Consider the following 22166-nt stretch of genomic DNA (forward strand, 5'->3'; position numbering starts at 1 on the left):
TGATCGGTGAACCGATCAGGCCGGCAGAGGCCTCTCATGAAAGATTGAGGTTAGTTAGCGGACACTCGGCAGACGCGACCGCGCAGTAGCATTTCCCTACTTCGGTCTTGGATAGGTCGGAGCGCACCCGTCTCGTCATCTTTCAGTGCGGTTGAGTGATAGGACTGCCCGCGTCCAGCTACCCCGGTCAGCGACTGGTGTCGCGCAGATTCCGAGGGGCGGCTCTAGCTCGGGAAACCTTGAGCGGAAGTTGTCGACCACGCGATGGAACTCGTACAGCGTCTTTCGTGCCGTCGCCTCGGCATCAACGCACCGTCGACGCGCCACCAGATATCCGCTTTGCAGTACTCGGTCACCGGTGTCACTGTCCTTTCCGACCTCGGTGCTCACTTCGTCGATTTCAATCCGCAGCACAAGTAAGAAAATCACTGGCCTGAGCGCGAGCGCAGCTCGCCTGCGCGCATCTCGGGTCACGCAGAAACCTGAGAGGCGAGAGATCTTTTCGCGCGCGGCTCGACGAACAGGGGGCGACGAAGTCGCGCACCTGCGCGGAGTCGAAGCGGTGATACGCCTCAGCGACGGCAGCGTCGACGATGTTGACGGGTGTGGCCGGGAAGGTAGCTAGGCTCTTGATGTAAATATCGGCTAACGGGTGCCGGTGTCTACCGGCCTCGCCGGTCCCCTTTCTTGTGTGTCCGCCGAGTTCATCAAGACGTTTGCAGTTCGTTCTCCCGTGGACAGGGAACGTCGCGCTCAATTTGTTCGGATAATTTTGTCGCACAGTTGCTTTCATCGATATTGAAGCACTCGGCACAGTACACGCGTCTATGTTCGAGGAAACGGATCTTTCCATCGCCTGCGAGTGTGGTGGGGTCCGTATAACTCGCACAGCAAATGCGGCGGGCTCGCTCAATACGCTCATCACCAATATCGCCATCATGTCCAGCATAGGGAAAATACGCCTCATTCCATTCATCCCCAGCAGTAAGAAGGTACGAAATTTCCAGATGCCGTCTACGGTTCCAAAGAAGACGTTGGAATCGGCTTCGACGGCTTGGGCATGCAATGTTAGGGGTAATCGCCGTCTGGGAACTCTCGACTGACAATTCAATACCTGGGCTTCAGTTTCAAAAGAACTAGATTCTGATCAGGCAAGATCGAGCGTGCATTAGAGGAGCGGATGGGTAATCAGGAGCTAATAGAAAGAGCCGAATGATTCATGCACTTCAGCTACCGAGCAGTAAATTCATTTAACTTGCTGTCGAGATTTGCGACGTGTCCCGCTAACTCGGTCATTTCTCTGAGCGCCACCACTCCGCCAAATCACAATTACACTCAGCTCCTTTATTATCCTCAGTGGATACTATCCTGAGTGGTCGCAGCTCACACTCTTTGACTGCGATGCTCTGGCTTCACTGAAGGATGAAGAGTGATCCAGCGTATTCGCACCCAGCAGCGGCCCGTTGTACCTCCTCCAGACAGGTTTCGTCGTGCCCGCCGACGCCCGGAGCATGCCAGCAGTATCCAGTCACCGCCTCGTATCCTTTTGCTTGAACCGGGCGCAGGCCATCACATGAGCACTTGCAACCTTGACCGAATCTGTCGCCACAACGATTCGTCGGCAAAGAGGCCGCGCCGAACAAAGAACCACGCTTCTCAGGATCCCGAACTCGGGAATAGCGTTGAGGTAGTTCGCTAGTGACGGCCAGGGCGTGTCCCAGATATGCGAACATGCGCATTCGAAGTGCGTGGAGCAATACCGTCGAAGCATCCGCGCGACAAGGCGTGGGTGTCATCGTCGAAGGAGTCAGACATGAAAGCACTCGTCTATCACGGTCCCGGCAAGAAATCGTGGGAGGAAGTGCCTGATGCCGTCATCGAGGATTCGACCGATGTTGTGGTCAAAGTGGACACGACCACGATCTGTGGGACGGACCTGCACATCTTGTCCGGCGATGTCGCCGCCGTCACTGAAGGGCGAATCCTCGGTCATGAAGCAGTCGGGACGGTCACCCAGATAGGCGATTCGGTAACCTCGTTCTCCGTCGGAGATCGTGTCCTCGTCCCTGCTGTTACCAAGTGCGGTCGATGCGCGTACTGCCAATCCGGTATGCCATCGCACTGCCAAACCGTCGGTGGGGTCGGGTGGATCCTCGGACATCTGATCGACGGCACGCAAGCGGAGTTCGTTCGTGTTCCGTACGCCGATACGTCCTTGTACGCAGTTCCGGACGACATCTCCAATGAACAGGCGATCTTTCTCGCCGATTCACTGCCCACCGGGTACGAAGTTGGAGTTTTGGCGGGCAAGGTTCGCCCCGGCAGCACGGTTGCGGTAGTGGGAGCCGGCGCGGTGGGGCTGGCGGCGATTCTCACGACCGGATTGTGGGGTGCGGCCCGCACTATCGCCATCGATTCCAATAAGTTCCGGCTTGAGAAAGCACTCGAATTCGGAGCAACAGACGTCGTCGAAGTCGGGCCGGGAACCGTCGCCGATGTCATAGCACTCACAGATGGCCTTGGCGTCGATGTGGCCATCGAAGCCGTCGGCTATCCGGAAACACTTCTGACTGCAGCATCATTGGTGCGTCCCGGAGGCACCATCGCCAATGTTGGAGTCCACGGAACCCCTGTCGAGTTGCCGATGCAGGACTTGTGGATCCAGAACCTAACCTTGACCATGGGTCTGGTTGACACCGTCTCCATCCCGACGCTGTTGAAAATGGTCGGAACAGGACGCATCCGATCAGAATTGATGGGCACACATTCATTCACCTTCAACGAAATCGACCGAGCGTATGACACATTCGCTCATGCAGCCGACAACAAGGCACTCAAAGTAATCATCTCGCCGTCCTCCTAGCCACCCATATTTCGGCTGAGATTCCGCCCCAATATGGCGGAATCTCAGCCGATATAGCTGATCCCGAATGAATCAATCTTCCTGTACAACGAGGACCTACTGATTCCGAGCAGAGCAGCAGCGTCGTACCGATTTCCGCCTACTTCATACAGCGCCTGGATGATCGTGTCGCATTGCGCAGTATCTAGGGGCGAGAGCTTGCGGGTCACATCACGAAAGTGCAGTCGTGGCAAGTCCGATGATTGGATCTCGCCAAAGGGTTTGTTCGTCACCACATGCCTGAGGACGTCCTTTAGCTCACTGATGTTCCCCGGCCAGGAATATCCTTCAAAGACCCGAACGACCTGCATTCCAAGTCGCAACGAGTGCCGGGTCGAGATCTCACGAAGGATGGAGCGAGCGATGTCAGCGATGTCGTCGACACGATGCCGTAGCGCAGGTATTCGAGTCACCTCGCGAAAATGTGCGCCTACAAGCGCGTACGGGTGACTCTGGTCAACAGCAGTTGCGTCGACACAACCGATGATCATCGGCGGATCAACTGCCTTGGAAAGAATGAGAAGGGCGTTGTTTAGTGCGCGTGCGTCGTTGACATTGAGACTGTTCAGCGATCGCAGGACTAATAGTCGATGTGACGCTCGATCTGATAACGATGTCGACAATCTCTCCACTGCAGCAGAGACATCGAGCCGCGCGCAGTTGACTGTCTCGATTGCAGCGCCGGGATATTGCGAGGTGAACATCGCTGCCGCCATTGTGCTCTTGCCGGTTCCTGCTTCGCCGACGAGAAGCTGATTGCGATGCTCTGAGATACTGACGGCAACTGCCTGCCGCGCCCTCAAATACGGATTGAGCAACGACTGGTTCTTTGCCTGTTGTACTCTGCGATTGTCACCGGTGAGGTTGGTCGTGTAGTCACGTGGACCTACCGAGCCGACGTGTGCACCTTGACGGCTTGTCGATCCTCCGCCATCGTGCATATCGCTCACAGCCACCAAAGTCGCGGTCAAAACGCACCCCGTCACCTCACCGAGATACACCACCGGTTCGAGGTCGACATCCATATTTCCGCCACCCGACAGCACGATCCGACAAGACCCGAAATCCCCGTTCAACAACGCCGAACGCGCATGCCTGACCAACCCGTCGAAGTCGCCGCCTGCGACCTGCGGACACAGCGAAGCTGTATGCGTGAACAAGTGGGTACCGTCGGTTGCAAGAACGAGACGAGTCTCGCTCTGAGATTTGGAGGCGAAACACGCTGCCAGCGAACCCGTTCGACGTTGGTCTACTTCAACGACCAACTCGTGAATTTGTTTCGCCAGGAATCTCGACACCGATGCAGCCATCGACGAATGCTCCGAAAGGTGGTTGATTACCACCACCACCCCCAACACCGAACCATCGAGACCCCTGATCGGTGATGCCGCCTCTGCAATAGCGACCAGTTCGTCATTCCAATGCTCGGGCCCAACAACACATTCTGATGTCCCCGTCAGCAGACAAAGATGCCCGGCACTGGTACCAAGCCGCGATTCGTGCGCATCGGAACCTACAACCATTCCGGCAGAGTTCATCATGTACTCAAGCGCCGAGTCACCGTCATACCGAAAACACACCCGATGATCGACATCGATCACGACGACCGAACTCAGCCCACCCGGATCCGATTCGAAAAAATCCGCAAGGATTACTCTGGCAGCCTCGACGAGTCGGGCACCACTCGAATCCTCCTGAAAATCGAACGCCATTCCATTCAGGCGTCTCTCGCTCGGGCCCCGGCATCGGTACCAGGACGCGAGTATCTCGGGCCGGACGAATTTCGCAACAGCAGGAGCGCAATCGGCCTTCTTCAAGGACGATCGTGCAACGAGAACCTCAGGCGATATGTGATCCGTTTCCCGCAACTTCCTGAACTTTCGCTGTGTATGCCAACCGAATTCACAGTATCAGTGTCCAATAGAGAAGGGGAAACTCCGCATGGCACATATCCGGAACGACTAACGTCGCAAACGATTGCACCGCACCTACATCCCTTTCCACTTCGTGAGGGCGAACGGCTGTCCCGACTGATTGCCGATTGTGGGGCGGCAAGTCAGCAGAGCCAACCTACCCCCCGAATCGGGGTCAGCCCAGATCGAATCGGTCACCCATCATGACCTTGTCCCAGGCGGTTACGAAGTCGTGCACCAGCTTCACATGCGCATCGTCACTGGCAAGCGCACGCAGTTCCGAGTTCGAACCGAACGAATACGAGGTCATTTCGCGTTCCCGCCCATCTCACCTTCCCCGTCTTGGCGTCCTTGCCCTCGTAGACACCCTCCTGTGAGATCGGCTCCCCTTCAATGCCCATATCGAGGAGGCTGACGAAGAAGTCATTGGTCGATCTTCCCGGAGTGTCGGTGAAAACGCCGTGTGACGACTTCTTGTACGACACTCCTAGACCACACAGTCCGCCGACGAGAACGGTCATCTCGGGAGCGCTCAGACCTAGTTGTTGCGGGTATGGACGTTGATGACGCGGAGTTGAAGTAGCCGGGCTGGTCCTCAGCGTAAGAATGGGAGTTGCGACACAACCGTTCCCGACCAAAAAGTGCCAGCCCTGTGACACACCGTAATTCCTTACTCACTGTCGAAGGAAGACAACACCTGGTCGAGCGGTAACAGAGTCGTTCGATCATCGACGTCGCCGCCGAGATGGGCATCTCCCACCAATGCGGCCTCCACGTCGGTCAACCGATATCGCAAATGCGGTGACCTGGGATTACAGGACCGCTCCAGCGGCCTCGCGTATCACGTCGAACTGCGCACCGACATCATCGTCATTGCTCGCCGGGCGGTCACGAAAATATTGCGGAACCTGAGATTACACCCTCGCGGTTCATCGACCCGAACGACGAAACGAACCGAAAACCGCAGTTCATCGTCACGAAACGACCCGGCCAGATGGTGCACGTGGATGTGAAGAAAGTCGGGCAGGTCCCCGGCGCCGGCAGGTGGCGTTCCCACGGCCGCGGCTCCGACCAGGCCAAACGATCGCAGCGTCCGAAAACGAAGAACAAGCAGGCACGCGTCGGTTACACCTATTTGCATTTCGCGATCGACGGCAAAGTCCGTCTGACATTCACTGAGGTACGAGACAACGAAACCGTCGCAACAGCAATCGATTTCATGCACTACGCCCGGCCCTTCTTCACTGCACACGGCATCACCCGTATCGAATGCGCGACCAGCGGCAACGGATCACGCTATCGCGCAGTCGATTTAACCCATTCGCTCTACGAGGCTCGGCACTACCGGATCAAGCCGTACACGCCGAAACACAACAGGAAGGTGGAACGCTACAACCCGCATCCTCGTCGAAGAACCGCTGTACTCCCGTGAGTACATCGGCGAGCAGCAACGACGCACTGCTATCGAGGTATGGAATGTTCACTCCAATGACCATCGACCGCATTCAGCGCGCGGGGGACGACCGCCTGCCGCCTGGGGTCAGCATCGTGTAACCACATCCGTTCCTCATACGCCTAATGCAATGAATGGAACTCGAACTGAACAGGGGCAATGTTCGATAGCAAGACGACCAAGCCGCGGGCTATATTCCATCGACAAAATATAGCCCCGCTCCTCACCCATCAGGGGTTTTACCTGGCGGGCCCGGCACTTTCATCAACGCGCCGCGCCGGGGGATGGGGACGAATGGCTTCGCGCCTCGCCCGGTAGTCACTGCGCGGCTCTCGTGGTAGGCCGACTGCCGTAAAGTTCGATCGCGTCACTTCTCATCTACCAAACCCGAATAGTGTTTCTCATCACGCGAATTCGTCGTAGCAAGTGAACCGGAACCCGACACCCGCACGAGGCTGGGACGGGCTACCGAAATCACTCCGCCACGTGTCCACCTCTTCACAATCATCGCCACCCAAGTCGTACATCCTCATCCACCGAACCGCGAAACTACCCAAAATTCGAACGCCAGACATACACTGTCACAACAGTATTCGCTCTATACGAACTCAACACCGCACACACCACCAAAAGGTCGCGGCAACACATAGGGTTCCGAAACCGATTGATACACAGCAGTGTCAAGAACGCTCACAGTAGGGCCACACTCCGACCCGCCAGGGGTCGCTCCACTCCACCGAACCCACCTTGGGCATCCACCTCAGCCGCCGGGTCCTCACCAGCGACCAGGCACTCGAACTCGACCGGGCGCCCACCAGCACGACAGTACTCGGTAGCGGCGTCGAGTTCGCGATCCGCTGGCTCTCATTCGGTGCCGAAGTGACGATTGTCGAGGCACTCGCGCGCCTGATCGCCGCGGAGGACCCGTGGTCGTCGAAGCAGCTGGAGTGGGCCTACCGGAAACGCGGAAGCGTCTGTAAGTCAGACACCAAGATCGTTTCCGCGAAAGAAGCAGCCGGCTCGGTCGGCGCCGAACTGTGCGACGGAACGATATTCGATACCGACCTACTGTTGGTCGCCGTCGGCCGCGGACCCCACACGGACGGTAATGGTTTCGAAGAAAACGGAATCGGCCTCGACAAGGGATTTGTCGGCACCCACGAACGCCTCCGTGCGTCCATGAACGGGGCGTACGCGGTCGGCGACATCATGCCCGGTCTTGCGTTGGCGCACCGAGGTTTCCAACTTTGAAGCCGTTTACCTAACGAATACTGGTTTCGCATTCTCTGCACTCAATGAACTGTGCGATCGATACCGTGCCTCCCGGAATAGTCCAGGGAAAAGCCAGTACGGGAACAGGCTGGTTGCTATGCGCAACCCGATTTCTCGATCTTCCAGGTTGACCCCTAGAGCGCACTGCATCACGTCGCGAAGGTTGGGTAGCTCCCGGGGCAGGCGGCTATTCCACTCCTTCTGACAGATCGTCAGCAAGTCGCCTTCCGCCCTCGCGGCCAGTGTCTGGTGCCAGACGAGATGTTTACGTCGCAGTTGGGTCTCGTCGACAGATTCGTTCAGCCGTTGCCTTCCGTACAGACGCAAGGTCTCCAACATGTGAAAAACGAACAGTTTGATCCCCCGTTCCACGAATGACTATGGATTTGTCCACCAACGCCGTCAGGAGGCCAAGGGTTGCAAGCGAATCAGGCTCAGCGCAAACTTCCTCAGCTGCAGCGAGTTCGATCCCCGCGCCGAATACGGACAGCCGTGCCCACATCTGCATAGACACGTGCCTGAACCGCGATGTCGGTGGTACACATCGACTAGAGGTTCCAGCCAGATCAAGGCACATTGACCGGAGTTCCGACGACACTACTGAGTCGAGTTCTGCACGGTGCGCCATCTCACGCACCGGACACAGTTCGGCTTAGAGCGGCACTAGTGCCCCGAGTTTGAAGTTGTTTACGGTCAGCTTGCGCCAGGATCTGCTCGGCAGTCTTCGCTCATACGAAAGGCTGCGCCCACGGATTCCAACCGTCGGTGAAGTCCAGATCGTGCTCGTCAGTTCGTGAACACTTCGGAAGGTTCTGTGGTGGACCACTTGGCGTTCGATGATCCCGAACCACACCTCGTTGAGATTCATCCACGCCGCCGATGTCGGGGGTGCATGGACATGGATGTGGGATCGCAGCCAATCACTCACTGACCTCGGACTTCCTGTGCGCGGCGCAGTTGTCCCTCCACCAGAAGCGGTTCTTGCTTCGGGTACACCCGCGCAACGTGCTTGAGGCACACCAGGAACTACCAGTTGAGTGCGTCGTGACTGGCAGTCCCTGGTCACCTTTCGTTCGCAATCTCTAGTGCCGTAAAAGGTGGTGATGGTGTTGCCGACGTAATCAGGGTTTGCGCCTCGCGGATCTCGATCTGCATCGGCATCATCGGCGCTGTCCCATCTCTGCAACTGCTATTTTTCGTCCATACAGCACAATCGCACATTCCGGCGCAGCAAAATCTAGATCGGCGGGGAATTTGAAAGTTTCACTGTTTCAAGGCTGCACCCCGTACTCACACCAGATTCTCGGGATCGGACCCGATCCCGAGAACGAGATGATTCACGAGGACACGTGAACTGCGTTGCGCGACAGCATATTTATTCGGTGGTAGCATCCGTGTCGCGGGTGTGGTTGCTCCAACTGCACGGTGAGGCGAAGGCTCATAGCACGAATGGTCACCCTTGATCCGACCAGAATACTGGCGCAGTGGCGCATCGACCCCGCTTGGCTGGGGATCTGCAGCGCCGAAACCGCGTGACATTCGAGTATTAACAGTGACGATTCTGACCGACAACAACTGAGCTGATTGCAAGAAGAACAGGGAGGCAGAAAGATTGTCGAGCCTCGACACTGCGAGACACGGACTATTCGGTGCGAGCCCTGTCGAGACGACCCAGCGACGTAAAGCTCGTCAACCCTCCACCGGTCTGCCAGACCAAACCGCACGAAGGAGGCGTTCAAGGTCGTCGATGCTGACGGCATGCGGGTTCGACTCGGGTATCGCCGAGAGAATCAACCGAGCGGCTTCCGGAATAGAGGCTTCATCGAAGCCATACTCTCTAAGCGCACTTGGTGCACGGAGTGCGGAGTACAGCCGAGCGAGACCGTCAACAGCGGAAGCAGCACCGAGCGCGGTAGCAATACGGATTTCAGCGTCAGGAGCATGCTGCGCGTTGAACGCCAAAACGTGCGGCAAGACAGTTGCATGCGTTTGGGCATGTGGCACTCCGTACGCACCACCGAGAACGTGACAGATCTTGTGATGCATTCCAGACCCCGCCGATGCGAATGCTACGGCAGACAGGTAGGCGCCGTACAGCGCTCGCTCTCGCCCACCAAGACCTGTGGGATCTGATACCACCGCCTCGAGACCCACGGAGATAGCTCGAATCCCCTCACTAGCAATGGCTTGATTGATGGGATCCGCCCGGGGGGCCCACATAGAGTCCACACAATGCGCGAGTGCGTTCAAGCCAGACGCAACCGACAGCTCAACTGGCAATGACAGCGTGAGCTCCGCATCGTATATGACGGTGACTGGGAGAACTCGATTGTCCACACCTGTCAATTTTCGCGAATTGGCAGTCAATCCCCACACATTGGTGCCCTCTGAACCAGCGTATGTGGTCGGTACTGCGACGATAGGCAGTCCAGTGGTCATCGCGATTGCCTTCGCAAGACCAGTCGTGGATCCCCCGCCGATACACACGAGCAGGTCGATATTGTACTCGGATGCGATTACCCGTGCGGCCTTCGCCTTCGCGATCGGAACATGTGGCGCTACGTCAGAATAGTGAAGCGCAACATCGAATCCGGTCGAAAGTTTCGTCGCGGTTTCGGATTCAAATTCTGTCGCGATGACCATGACCCGAGACGCACGAAGGCGGCCGACTTCCGCTGCGAGATTGTCGGCGGCGTGACCTGACTTAAATACAACCCGTTGCCCTAGGGTCTCATGATCAAAGTCTACAGACACTGGTGGTCCCCTTCGAGGTTCGTGGACACCTTGACATGTCGGTTGGTTGAGTCGTCTTTCGTACCAGACGATTCCGGAAGAGAAGGCAGCTGGTCGAGGATCCATGAGGCATCGCTCATCGATTGCTCCGTTATGATGTGTTCGCTACCTGGATCAATCCGGAGATCGACGTCGGCTCCAGATGCCAGCAAGACCCGCGCGGTCTGCTGCACCCTCCACCGAGGCACCCAGGGGTCACTTTCAATGCTGCGCATGAGTATGGGAACCCCCTTGAGTGGTTCATTAGCTGGGACCGACGCCTCATCGCGCCCCAAATAGCCTCCTGTGAAAATGATCGACGCGGCGTACGCCGCCGGTTCCGTCAGGAGCAACTGGGAAAGTAGACACGCGCCCTGAGAGAACCCCCACAATACGATCCGTCCCGTCGAGAATCCTTCAGCCTCGATAGCTGCAAGCTGTATCCGTAGCGCCTCAATAGAATTCGCCAGTGCTGGTTGGTTGTTCTCCACCGGTTCGAGGAACGGATGTGGATACCAGCTGTTCTCATACGCTGAAGGCGCGTAGAAGCGAAGACCTGATGACGACAACCGTGCGGATTGCTCTCGCATGAACTCTGGAGTTTGTCCACGGCCATGGACCGCAAGCACGGCAGCTCGGGCAGAGTGACTGTCGCTCCCCCACACAGTTGTCTCTTGATCTAGGTGTGGATTCCCGTTTTGCAACATTTCCTCCCTCAGCGTCGATCTCAAGCGGGGAGTACCACCGTCATTGTCGGCGGCACTCCCTCGGGTTACCCGTCCGATACAGAGATCAGATGTCGATTTCTTCCAACTGCCCGAGAAGCTCAGCGCGACGGTGCTCGAACTGAGGTGGGAGCTGGAACTTGGTTCCGAGCTCCTGGGGGGACTCGTCACAGTCCCACCCTCCGTCCGCGTGAGTGACGGCGAGTTCGAACAAGGCACCGCCGGGTGTTCTGACGTACACCGACTTGAAGTACTTACGGTCCTTCAACTCGCTGATATCGGTGTATCCCGCGCCCTCGATCTCGAACTTGATTTCGTCCTGGTTCCTCAGGTTGTCCAGGTTCCAGGCGAAGTGATGGAAGGTGCCAGCGCCGTACCTCCATGTACCCTGATCGTCATTCCGATTGCCGATCAGCTCAATGTGATTGCCGAAGGACTCATCACCGACCTGGAATACCGCCCGGTCACCGTCTTCCCGGATCTTCCCCTGAGAGTAAAAGGAGTTCTGCGCGAAATCGACCATGCGCTCCGGTGTGGTGACGTGGATACCGACGCCGTGAATACCATGGATGGCGAATTCCGCCGGCACCCCGTATCCAGGGTGGCCTTGGCGCGGGTCATTGTCGTTGCTGACAAAGACGTACTCGATTCCGGACGGATGCCGGAAGGCCAGGCGACGCCGGTCGAGAACCTCTACGTTCTCAACCGCAACCTTGTGCTCGGTCAATCGTTGGTGCCAAAAGTCCAGCGACCCTTCTGGAACCGATAGCAGAACTTCTCGTGCCTGGTTCGTACCGGACTCCCCCACCAAACCTGCCTGCGCCCAGGGAAAAGTGGTCACCACCGAGGACGGGTCCCCATTCGCATTGCCATAGTAGAGGTGGTAGATCGGAGTCGAACCGTCGAATAGGACCGTTCGTTTGATGAACCGCATGCCCAATATCTTGACGTGGAAGTCCACGTCTTCCTGTGCGTGGCCCACAGACAGGGTCACATGGTGGGAGCCTTTTACGAATGCCATCTTATTCTCCTCGTATAGGTGGAAAAATCTCTAGTTTCTGCGGATAGGCGATGCACTGAATCCGAGCACGGTTCAGAGCCTTTATAGGACAGCCGGTTTCAGCGTTCGCCCCAACAAGGACTGCAGGGCCGATTCGATCGATTGATCGGAGGCATCGTTGTCAGTCTGCGCGCGCCAGCACACAAATCCATCTGGTCGTACAAGCACAGCGCCCGATTCGGTGATTCCGTAGAGGGCGGTGAATTGCTCCCCAATCTCGGGGCCCGTCTCGGCACCACCGATCACATGAAGATCGAGTCCTATCCCAAGCTTCCGCGACATCCTGCGTGCGGGGATCGACCAGCGTGTTCCGCTGCTTCCGGTGAGAAGAACAGCATTTTTCCCGAACAAGTCAAGTATCGAGCGCTCTTGTCCGTCGCGCTCGATCAGCTGGTGTGGGGCACGAGTTCCAGGTGACCCCGCGGTTTCACGCGGGTCGCTGTGAATCGGGAGATCCTCATTTGAGCCGCCGATCACCGCCGAGGACTGGTATCGATACCCCAGATCAATATGGGCGTCGTTTACTAGCTTTTCTACTCCCTTGGTTGCCAAGAACGGTGCTGCACGCGCTACATAGCGGGCATATGCCTGCTCGACTGTGAACTGCGCTACCGGCTTCCGTTCCACCTCGTAGGTCGAAAGCAGCCCGGGATCGGCGGAGCCCTTGAGAACGGCAGCAAGCTTCCATGCCAGGTTGTGAGCGTCGTGTATGCCGGTGTTGCCACCGTAACCACCATAGGGCGGCATCACGTGAGCAGAGTCGCCAGCTAGGAAGATACGCCCCTTCCTGTAACTGTCGGAAACGTCGGCCCGCGCCTGCCAATGCATCACATCATCGATCGTTACGGGCAAATCCGGCACGCCGAGTGCGGCTCGCACAAGTTCGACGCATCGCTCTTCCGTCAAGTTCTGGGACACATCACTATTCGGAGACCTTGCGTCGCCGAGTCCATGCACGGCAAGAAACCCTGATTCGTACGGTTTCTGGATCCGAAAGAAGCCCTGAAGTGTGTCGTTGACGACCATGATTACACCCAGATTGCGACCCCGCATTAGCGGCTTCACATCAGCGTGAAAGTAGATAGTCACACTATTTGAGAATGTTCCTCTCCCCGCCTGCCCGATTCCCAACTGCTCGCGCACCCAACTTCGCGCACCGTCACACGCGACCATGTATCGCGCACGTACGCTGGACTTTTCATCGCTGTCCCGATCTCGCACCACGGCAACGACACCATCATCATCTTGCTCGAAACCCACAAGCTCCGTGCCAAACCGCGTTTCTGCACCAAGTTCACGGGCGCGCTCTCCAAGGACTGGTTCGATCGCAATCTGTGAGGCGAAGAGCCGCTCCGATGGGCTTAGGTCCCGAACCCCATCGTTTAGCCTGGGGAGGTGCCAAGCGATTTCTTCGCCCGCTAAACTTTCTACGGACATGATCGCGGCATCCTGATCGAACTGCTCACGCGACCTCGCCTCGATATTCTCTTCTAAGCCTATGCCTCGGTAGATTTCCATGGAGCGCTGCAGTATGAGTGCGGCACGCGGATGGATTGCACTGCCTCGGTGACGCTCTACAACCAGCGATGGAATCCCGTGATGACCGAGAAGACAAGCTGCTGTCATACCGACCAGACTGCCGCCGACGATCAGAACCGGAACCTCGTTGTCAGTCATTGCTACCTCTTCTCTTCCCTGGGGCCTCGTACGCCCTCTTAGGAGGCGAGTCCCGAGTACCTGGCTCGGGATGCCTCAAGAAACGTACATTCGATGTCACCTGCGTCACATCGGCGTAGGATGCAAAAGTCCGTCCCATCCGTGCACAGTTGAACTGGCCACCCGGTTCGGGGCGGTGTCCTGAAGAGGAAACACAGATGCCCACAGGTCACACACCATCCACAGGCAGTTCCACCACTGTCCACCACATCCATGACTGGCAAACCCTCCTGACCAGTACTTTCATGGAGTTCCACGTCGATGCGGGCGAGCCGGCAGCATTCCGCGGTTCGATGCGCACACGCAGAATCGGTGGCATCGAGTTCGTTGCGATGTCGACGGAGGGTCACGTTGCTCACCGCAGACCGGACAGTATCCAGGCAGGTGAACGACCCGACTACCTATTGTGTCTTCAGATCGAGGGGGTCGGTGAGTTCACTCAGTCCGAACGGACAGCCACGGTTCATCCGGGTGACATCACGCTCTTCGACACCACGGCCCCTGCATCCGTGCTCAGCAGCGATAACTATCGCAGCCTGTGTGTGAAATTCCCTCAACGCCTTTTGGACGTTCCACGAGAGCGTATGTCGGAGCTGACCGCAGTCCGACTCGCAGCAACCGAAGGGATCACGCCGGCCGCCGGAGCGGTCCTGAGAACCTTCGATCACGTCGCTGATAACATTCCCAATAGAAGTCGACACCTATTCGCACACAATGTGATTGGGATCGCATCGACGCTTTTTCAGAGTCAGATTCACGTAGCGCGGCTACACCGCAGCAGCGATATCGACCTCGAGCAGATGCAGGACTACATCGATGCCCAACTTTCCGATCCTGACCTAACTCCTACCAGGGTCGCCACCGCTCACTTCACGTCACTTCGACGAGTCCATACCATATTCAGCACGGCCGGACTTACCGTTGCCGGTTGGATTCACCATCGCCGACTCGAACAGTGCCGGCGTGATCTCTTGAACCCAGGCATGAGGTCCGTTCCAGTCTCCGCGATCGGGCTACGGTGGGGGTTCAAAACCTCTTCACACTTCGGTAAGGCTTTCAAAGCGACGTTTGGTGTGACCCCCGGCGAGTATCGCAGTCAGGCGTGTGCAGATTGAAGAGGCACGGTTCCCTACCCTGCCCCTAGTGCTCGTACGGGCCTCGCACCGGAGCCTTCGAATGAAACGGGTGCATAGGCCTAAGCGCCACTCAGGGAGACGGTTTCGAGGTTCTGTTGCTTGACCTGACGCCATATGCCGTTACCCATTTGGCGAAGACAGATCGTGTGATCGATCCACCTCGATGATGCTGGCCGAGCAGGAGCGCTGAGCTGAGCTCGGCAAGTGCATGAAGCAGTGACAACGAGAACCCACACGGATGGAGAAATTTAATGGCAAAAGGCCTTCGTACCAGCCTAGGGCCCTCGAGCGAGCGATTGGCGACGGGTCTGGTCTGGCGACTTAAACCCAGTTTCCTGAGCTACCTGACCCGAACTCCTGGGGCGCAGACCTTGGTTAACGGCGGAGCTGGAACTACATCAACGGGAGACTTCTACTTCCAACTCACAGACTCCTCGGACTTCAACCGCAGTACCGGCCTCGGGACGTTGAAGTTCCGCGGTCAGGTCCGCTTCACCGCACACCATGGGATGTTGTTCGTACTGATCGCCGATCCCTGGGTTGTGTTCGGCGCGGAGACCACCATTATGAGCGTCGTCGATGTGGAAGGCTATCCGGACACCCACCGTATGATCCCACTCGTCACACTGTCCAAAGTCGACGCCGTCGTCATCGGCGACACGGTTTCATGGACAGCAACTCCAACTCACCTCGCCTCTGGTGCAGCGCATGTCTTCAATGATGTCTACCCAGTCGGTGAACCCTTCGGCTCCATGGATATTCGTATGAACCTAGCCCTGCCCGCGAAGTGAGAAAAGCTCACCTGCGGGACTGCAGCTTTCCCTATATCGCTGCATTAAGCACTGCGACGTACCACCTCATATGCCCCGAAAAATATCGGAAGAGCACATCCATTAGACACTCCGATGACGCCACCGCATGCACCCTCGCAACGAGGTCGCAGGACTGAACCAGTCGGCAGCACCCTAGGACGCCTGTTATGCCACTCATCTCCGAGAACTGCCTAGCCGTTCATGTGTGTCTGCAGTAGTCAGCCCACTCATCGACCATCTGCCATCTACCATCATTGTGGCGATGGCCCTCCCCGCGGGATGATCACGATGTAGCGAATTCGCCCCTCTGAGAGGGGTTTTGCGCCCGACTATCCCTGCAACCTAGCCAAACGAGCAGGATAATCCCGCTAGATCGATCAGCCGCTTCCCGTGGCGCGAGATGGGACATTGATTTTCATGAAGAAGTAAATCTCAGACCTCTGGGGAGGTCCCTCACCAAATCGGGTGCTCGCATTGTGAACCGCGCATACCGCATACGTTGCCCCTCCAGGCGCGAACCGTCGCACGATCGAACTAACGCCGACTGACTGCCGACATGGTCGCGCTGCGAAAGTGCGGCTGCCTTGCCGCATCGATGGACAAACCTTCCATCGAAGAATACGGAACTCGAGGGCCGACCTTCGCGTACACCACCTTCCAGCACCGGATCGATGGGTCGCCTTCAACAACTACTGATGGACGTTCATTGTCTACCTTTGCACTCCTGCCCGCGGCGTGAACGGTGGTCCTCGTACCCATCGCGAAACAGATACGTCCAGTGTGGGAGAACCGCTCCATACCAACACATTCCAATCCCCGAAGGATCACGATGACACAGTTAGTAGAGGAGATGTCCCCTCCGCGTAAGTCCCCCGGTGCAGCGTCAGGCACACGCCGCAACGACGAATACACGCTCTCTCTCATGATCAGCGAGAAAACGCTCATAGCAACTGGTGTGGCTCGCATGACGCTCGTGCACCCCCAGGGGGAGGAGTTGCCCGAGTGGTCACCCGGATCCCATATCGATCTGAAGCTAACGGATGATGTGGTACGCCAGTACTCCCTGTGCGGAGGAGTTACCGACCGATCGCAGTGGCAGATCTGCGTCCGCCAACAGCGTGATGGTCGAGGGGGTTCGAACTTCATTCACAATCGCCTCTCGCCTGGCGACCTTGTCACTGTGACCGGACCTCGGAACCACTTCGAGCTAGTCAACGCCTCGAAGTACCTATTCATAGCCGGTGGCATCGGTATAACACCTATGCTCCCAATGATAGAACAAATCAATGAACGTAAGGCAACGTGGTCCCTGATCTACCTGGGCCGAAGCCTGAACACTATGGCCTTCGCCGAATCTCTTAAACTCACTTTCCCAAACAATGTCTTGGTTCACCCAAACGATCAAAACCAGCTGGTGGATATCTCGAGCCTTCTCGAAACCATCGAGCCTGACACCGCGGTCTACGTCTGCGGACCGGAATCGTTGATGCGTGACCTCGAAGATGCCGCAGAGTCTCGCGGTCTCACAGCGAATCTGCATACTGAACGCTTCTCCGCAAAGCCAATAGGTTCGGTAGTCTCCGACCGATCATTTGAAGTCGAATTCTCCTCGTCTGCGATAACCGCGATTGTCAAGCCCGGCACGACGATACTCGAGACCGCACGTGAATTAGGGATCCCTGCCTCCTTTTCCTGTTCGGAGGGCACCTGTGGGACCTGTGAAACAACGATTCTCGGGGGGAAGGCCGACCACAGGGACACCATCCTCAGCCGAGAGGAAAGAGACGCGAACGAGACAATGATGATCTGTGTAAGCCGTGCAGCAGGAAGTAGCTTGATCTTAGACATGTAGCTATCGGGCCTGCCCAAATGAAATACCACTACGAATTCCATAAGAAATGGAGATTCAATGAACTCAACAACCGCCGCCGATACTGAACCAAAATCCAATCTACATGTCTCGGATGAAGCCAGAGGCTTCTCATTCTTTCGCGGAGACTTTCAAGACAACCCTGGCGCATCCCTGGAATGGGCCAGAAAAGAAGAACCAGCGTTCTATAATCCGGACTCTGACTATTGGGTTATCACGCGGTACGAAGATGTGAAGAGCATCCACAATGATTTCAATTCCTACTCCGCGGCCAACACACTCGCACCGCTTACTCCGCTATCAAGCGAAGCGATCGAAAAACTGCAAGAATACCAATTCGCACCGATCGCGGCACTCGTCGACGCCGACCCTCCTCTTCATCGGAAGATTCGACGGCTCAACGCACCCGTTTTCATGCCAGAAAACGTGAATCGATTAGAGGGCTACATCCGAGCGACCATCACTGAGCACATTGATCGGTTTGTTGAATCTGGGCATGCCGATTTGATAGCAGATCTCCTGTGGGACGTTCCATGCCTGGTCGCTCTTCAGTTCCTCGGGATTCCAGAGGAGGACGTGGACACCGTTAGAAAGCTGGCAACATCCCTGACAGAATTTGGGTGGGGTCAACCCGGTCATGACGAACAGGTTCGTGCGGCGGAGCACATGGGCCAGTTCTGGGAAATGGGCGGCCGAGTCATCGCAAAACTGAAGGAGCTTCAGGATCCGCCGGGGTGGCTCGGCCACACCATCAAGCTGCAACGCGAGTACCCGGATGTCTTCACGGATTCATGGTTGCAGACGATTGTCATGGGTGGAACAGCCGCCGCTCACGAGACCACTACCAACGCGACTGCCAATGCCGTCGTAACGCTATTAAGGAATCGAGGACAGTGGGAACGGTTATGTGAGGATCCGGCACTAATTCCCACCGCGATCGAAGAATGTCTGCGCCACAGCAGTTCCGTCACCGCCTGGCGCAGACTTTCCAAAGTAGATACCGAGGTCAGCGGTGTAACCATTCCGGCAGGATCGAAGATTCTCACTGTCATCGCGTCAGCACATTACGACACCGATGTATTCGATCAGCCAGAGGTCTTCGATATTGACCGTGACAATGTGGACTCTCATATCGCGTTCGGAAGTGGGAGCCATACGTGTCTGGGCAATCACCTCGCTCGGCTGGAGATGCGAGTATTCCTCGAAGAGCTTACTCGTCGGCTCCCACATATGCAGCTCGACGATCAAGTCCTTACCTACCTGCCCAATACCTCATTCCGCGGACCGGAAGCCCTCCACGTCAGCTGGACAACATCCGGGAGTCTCAGGAGCTGAGGTGAGTGTAGCGGTTGAACCGCCGCTCAGTGTCGATTGATGTACGTGCTGGCTGCCGGCGATGTCCAGCACGTACATCATTCGCACCCCGTTCGATACCTCGAACAAATGACGGGATCGAAGACCACAGCAACCCTCCGCTGTCCACAAAACATCAGTGAGTGGAGCCGTTCCAATCGTGCCAATCAAACCTTGGCATCTCCGTGCACCGACTCGGATTGCGTTCCACTTTCAACCGACGCGCTGATGCGGCTAAGAATCTAAAATTCTCTGGCACTAGAGTAGGTATGAAGATCGCGCATCATAGCGATGGCGCCTATTGGCGTGTTGTGGTTCGAAACTTAACGAAGGACGGCTACTAGTTCAGCACGGTTAGTCGCACCGACCTTTCGTAGGACGTTCGCTACATGAAACTTCACAGTGTGTTCACTGATAGTCAGAGCAGCGGCGATGTCCCGGTTTCGGGCACCTTCTGCTACCAACTTCATAACATCACGCTCACGATTGGTCAGTCCCCACTCCGGTTGAATTCCTTGGAAAACTGCCGCTATATCGAGTGGCAGTCTCACGTCGATATTCGAGCCCCAGCCAGGCGTCCCACGGACCGTAAGTTTGCCGGCGAACGCGTCAACACGAGACGCGAGTTGATGCACGCTTGGGGTATCGGAAGTCATGTCGCCGGGACCGTCGTCCCGAATGCCGATAAGCAAATTGGATCCGTCACAATCCCATTGAATCCGCAGGCGCCCAACTCCATCTTGCTCGGCAAGCGCCAGCACAGCGCTACGAACGATTGCGCGGCCTGCATGTGCAATTTCTCCGGGCAGCGCACGTCCGTCGATGGAAGGCGCGACGAACTGAACATCGAGATCACCGAATTGAGTGAGCGGACTCAGGTCTCTTCGAAGCCGTTCGAAGGCGCGCGCCACTGGTTCCTCGGAGAGGCTGCGGTCACGATCAGAAACGGTCCTCAACTGCACCATCGCTGCTGAAGCAATATCGCGAGCTGACTGGCGAGCGATCGAATCCGTCGTGTCGCGGGAACGCAACACCGTCAGGATCAGCTCCAGAGTGGTGGAATGTGCATCCGTCAGTTCTGCTACCACTCTCGCGCGCTCAATATTCGCCATTCGCGAGTCACGCAGATGGTCCAGCGGTGCCGTTGCAACTTGCTGGCGGATGCTAATGGCGACGAGCACCCATAAGGCCGACACAAGGCGCCTTGCTGTGTCCATTGATCCTATCGAAGAGACTGTTTCGACGGGATCAACAAGGACAAGGAGAGCATCTGTCGCCGCAAATATCGCCGAAATTCGACGGTTTTCGTGACCAATCAGTGCAGTTGCGTCCCAGGCCGAGGCGCCGGTCGCGATTACGAGTTGTCCGATCTTTTCCAGCTCGGCAATTTCGACGCTGTCGACGATCGTTGGATCGCCGGTACTCTTCAGCGGCTGGAGTGGGCAGTCCTTGGTAAAGATCACCAAGGCGCTGTGCGAAACTATTGGTTTTAACAGCGACGAAAACGAGTTCGCGATATCAAGTGGGGAACGATAGAGCACCGTGGTTAGTCCGTCGATCATATCGACGGGAAAGGGCTTTGGGCGGTCTCGCATGACAGTCGCCACCTTCTTCGCGTCCGCCCGAGGATTGGGCCATCCGTCTGCAACGGTGTGAAGCCCTATCTATATATGGCGGCTGCACATCGCATACCGTGAATTGCCCTGCAGTGAAGGCGATCCGGACCCACGATCCAGGTGTTAGTAGCGAGGCCGCGTGAACCTGACGTCGCCGCCACCACCCCTCTCAGTGATTCAGTCTTCGGTGTTGCCGCTCTGGATATTGACCTCTGTGGCCGAGGCGACTGGAATCAGCCCCACTCTCTAGTTGTTGCGGAGGCATCGGCATTTCACTCCATGCCCAGGCCAACCCGTTTCTAGATCAAAGACTCAGGTGGTACCAGCCCCGCACCGTGTGCGGGAGAATGGGCGGCCAGCCCCGTGCCGCCCATTCTCGATCAGAGTGGAACTACGCTTGGAGGGCTGCCTCGATCTCGAGGGTGATGGTGATCTTGTCGCCAACGACGGCTCCGCCGCCCTCAAGGGGCATATCGATACTGATACCAAAGTCCTTACGGTTGAGGACGGTGGTGGCTTCGAAGCCAGCGACCGGGCCATTGCCCATGCCAGGGTTAACGCCGCCGAACTCGAGGGCGAGCTCGACGGGGCAGGTGACACCATGGAGGGTGAATTCACCCTCAACGACGTAGTCGGCGCCCTTGGCGCGGACTGCAGTGGAGGTGAAGGTGGCGGTGGGGTACCGCTCGGCGTCGAAGAAGTCGGCGGACCTGATATGGGCGTTGCGGTCGGCGTTCTTAGTGTCGATGGACGCGACTTGAATATCGGCGGTGACGGTAGCGGTGCCGTCCTCCGCGACGCTGATCGCACCGGTGAAGTCGTTGAAGGTGCCGCGCACCTTGCTGACCATTAGGTGGCGGACGGAGAACCCGACGGTGGAGTGAACGGCGTCGATGACCCAGATTCCGGCGGTGAGGTTGGGCAGGGCGGTAAACGTGGCGGTCATGAGACTCCTCGAAGAACGTATTGGCCGTCGCGTTCTAAGAAAATAATTGAACGCTCAACTACTAAGATAGTTGAGGACGAGGAATCAGTCAACGAGCAATTGCGTTGCTGTACCTCGACTCTCACGACAAACCATGTTTCCGAAGAGACGATCCGCTGCGGGTGCTGTGAGCGGCGACCCACGAGTTGTATGTGCCCCGCCTTCTCCTGCGCGTACGAACTCCGAGAAGATGCGAGTCTGTCTTCACTGACATCTCCCGCCGTGATTGTGAGCGATACTGCCCCCATCTGTTCAAATCGCGACACCATGCACGGGCGTCGACTCAACCGACTGTCAGTCCCGCACGGCGGCTAAGGAACTTGACGTTTGACCCGGTGACTATCCACCTGCACTCAAAGCGCTAGGGCGGAGTACCCGCGAGACGATCGAAATCCCCTGACAGTCAGAGGCAGGTCGAAAAGGTGCGGTGAGCACACACCCTGTGCGATGAGGAGTATGGATCATCGTGACGATCCCAGCTAGGCCACTCACGCAGCAGACACAGAACACGTCCGTTCCACGCTCGGGAGCCCACGAGGACCCTGAGCACCAGATGCGAAACTGCCGCCCTTTCTTACGTC

Annotated in this window: 15 protein-coding genes and 2 pseudogenes; 8 read left to right on the top strand and 9 right to left on the bottom strand. The window is 57.1% G+C overall.

What is annotated here, in order from left to right:
• Positions 1 to 264: 264 nt before the first annotated feature.
• Positions 265 to 420, top strand: coding sequence for a hypothetical protein (locus H7C86_RS32790; RefSeq protein WP_182263066.1), 156 nt, complete (start codon positions 265 to 267; stop codon positions 418 to 420).
• Here the strand turns inward: H7C86_RS32790 and H7C86_RS38050 are convergent.
• Positions 401 to 976 carry a three-helix bundle dimerization domain-containing protein gene (locus H7C86_RS38050; RefSeq protein ID WP_397517285.1) on the bottom strand — a complete coding sequence of 192 codons (576 nt, stop codon included), beginning with the start codon at positions 974 to 976 and terminating at the stop codon, positions 401 to 403. The two genes, H7C86_RS32790 and H7C86_RS38050, sit on opposite strands and share 20 nt — an antisense overlap.
• A gap of 837 nt (positions 977 to 1813) precedes the next feature.
• On the opposite strand from H7C86_RS38050, the gene H7C86_RS32795 reads away from it, so the two are divergent.
• Positions 1814 to 2863 (top strand): alcohol dehydrogenase catalytic domain-containing protein, encoded by a 1050-nt coding sequence (locus tag H7C86_RS32795; protein ID WP_182263067.1) that lies wholly within the window; start codon positions 1814 to 1816, stop codon positions 2861 to 2863.
• A gap of 44 nt (positions 2864 to 2907) precedes the next feature.
• Here the strand turns inward: H7C86_RS32795 and H7C86_RS32800 are convergent, their stop codons facing one another.
• Positions 2908 to 3927 carry a helix-turn-helix domain-containing protein gene (locus H7C86_RS32800; protein ID WP_182263068.1) on the bottom strand — a complete coding sequence of 340 codons (1020 nt, stop codon included), beginning with the start codon at positions 3925 to 3927 and terminating at the stop codon, positions 2908 to 2910.
• Between the two features lie 1063 nt (positions 3928 to 4990).
• Positions 4991 to 5357 (bottom strand): annotated as a pseudogene (locus tag H7C86_RS32805) (catalase-peroxidase); the annotation flags it as partial.
• A gap of 110 nt (positions 5358 to 5467) precedes the next feature.
• Between H7C86_RS32805 and H7C86_RS32810 the strand changes: the two are divergent.
• Together H7C86_RS32810 and H7C86_RS32815 are read left to right on the top strand one after the other, a co-directional pair.
• A pseudogene (locus H7C86_RS32810) lies at positions 5468 to 6404 on the top strand (integrase core domain-containing protein); the annotation flags it as partial.
• A 611-nt stretch (positions 6405 to 7015) separates the two neighbouring features.
• Positions 7016 to 7519, top strand: coding sequence for an FAD-dependent oxidoreductase (locus H7C86_RS32815; RefSeq protein WP_259349369.1), 504 nt, complete (start codon positions 7016 to 7018; stop codon positions 7517 to 7519).
• A gap of 1710 nt (positions 7520 to 9229) precedes the next feature.
• Here the strand turns inward: H7C86_RS32815 and H7C86_RS32820 are convergent.
• The 4 genes from H7C86_RS32820 to H7C86_RS32835 all read right to left on the bottom strand — a co-directional run bounded on the left by H7C86_RS32820 (position 9230) and on the right by H7C86_RS32835 (position 13774).
• The gene (locus tag H7C86_RS32820; RefSeq protein ID WP_182263069.1) at positions 9230 to 10294 is read right to left on the bottom strand and encodes a maleylacetate reductase; all 1065 of its coding nucleotides are present in this window, start codon (positions 10292 to 10294) and stop codon (positions 9230 to 9232) included.
• Positions 10285 to 11019: a dienelactone hydrolase family protein gene (locus H7C86_RS38055; protein ID WP_182263070.1), complete on the bottom strand. Its 735-nt coding sequence runs from the start codon at positions 11017 to 11019 to the stop codon at positions 10285 to 10287. The genes H7C86_RS32820 and H7C86_RS38055 overlap by 10 nt, the downstream gene beginning before the upstream one ends.
• A gap of 85 nt (positions 11020 to 11104) precedes the next feature.
• Entirely contained in the window at positions 11105 to 12058 is a 954-nt protein-coding gene (locus H7C86_RS32830; protein WP_182263071.1) for a VOC family protein, read from the bottom strand.
• An 81-nt stretch (positions 12059 to 12139) separates the two neighbouring features.
• Entirely contained in the window at positions 12140 to 13774 is a 1635-nt protein-coding gene (locus tag H7C86_RS32835; protein WP_182263072.1) for an FAD-dependent monooxygenase, read from the bottom strand.
• Between the two features lie 197 nt (positions 13775 to 13971).
• Here H7C86_RS32835 and H7C86_RS38060 point away from each other — a divergent pair, with 197 nt between their 5' ends.
• The 4 genes from H7C86_RS38060 (at position 13972) to H7C86_RS32855 (ending at position 18966) form a co-directional block, all read left to right on the top strand.
• Positions 13972 to 14928: a helix-turn-helix domain-containing protein gene (locus H7C86_RS38060; RefSeq protein ID WP_182263073.1), complete on the top strand. Its 957-nt coding sequence runs from the start codon at positions 13972 to 13974 to the stop codon at positions 14926 to 14928.
• 272 nt (positions 14929 to 15200) lie between these two features.
• Complete coding sequence (locus H7C86_RS32845; protein ID WP_182263074.1) at positions 15201 to 15740, top strand: HtaA domain-containing protein; 540 nt, start codon at positions 15201 to 15203, stop codon at positions 15738 to 15740.
• A gap of 943 nt (positions 15741 to 16683) precedes the next feature.
• Complete coding sequence (locus H7C86_RS32850; RefSeq protein ID WP_182263075.1) at positions 16684 to 17613, top strand: PDR/VanB family oxidoreductase; 930 nt, start codon at positions 16684 to 16686, stop codon at positions 17611 to 17613.
• Positions 17614 to 17670: 57 nt separating this feature from the next.
• Positions 17671 to 18966: a cytochrome P450 gene (locus H7C86_RS32855; protein WP_182263076.1), complete on the top strand. Its 1296-nt coding sequence runs from the start codon at positions 17671 to 17673 to the stop codon at positions 18964 to 18966.
• A 341-nt stretch (positions 18967 to 19307) separates the two neighbouring features.
• Here H7C86_RS32855 and H7C86_RS32860 read toward each other — a convergent pair whose 3' ends face one another.
• Positions 19308 to 20579, bottom strand: a complete 1272-nt coding sequence (locus H7C86_RS32860; protein ID WP_182263077.1) for a LuxR C-terminal-related transcriptional regulator — start codon at positions 20577 to 20579, stop codon at positions 19308 to 19310.
• 412 nt (positions 20580 to 20991) lie between these two features.
• Positions 20992 to 21546, bottom strand: a complete 555-nt coding sequence (locus H7C86_RS32865; protein WP_182263078.1) for a YceI family protein — start codon at positions 21544 to 21546, stop codon at positions 20992 to 20994.
• Positions 21547 to 22166 lie beyond the last annotated feature (620 nt).

Origin of the sequence: Rhodococcus sp. UFZ-B548, from assembly GCF_903819475.1 — a bacterium.
GTDB classification, from domain to species: Bacteria; Actinomycetota; Actinomycetes; order Mycobacteriales; family Mycobacteriaceae; genus Rhodococcus_F; species Rhodococcus_F erythropolis.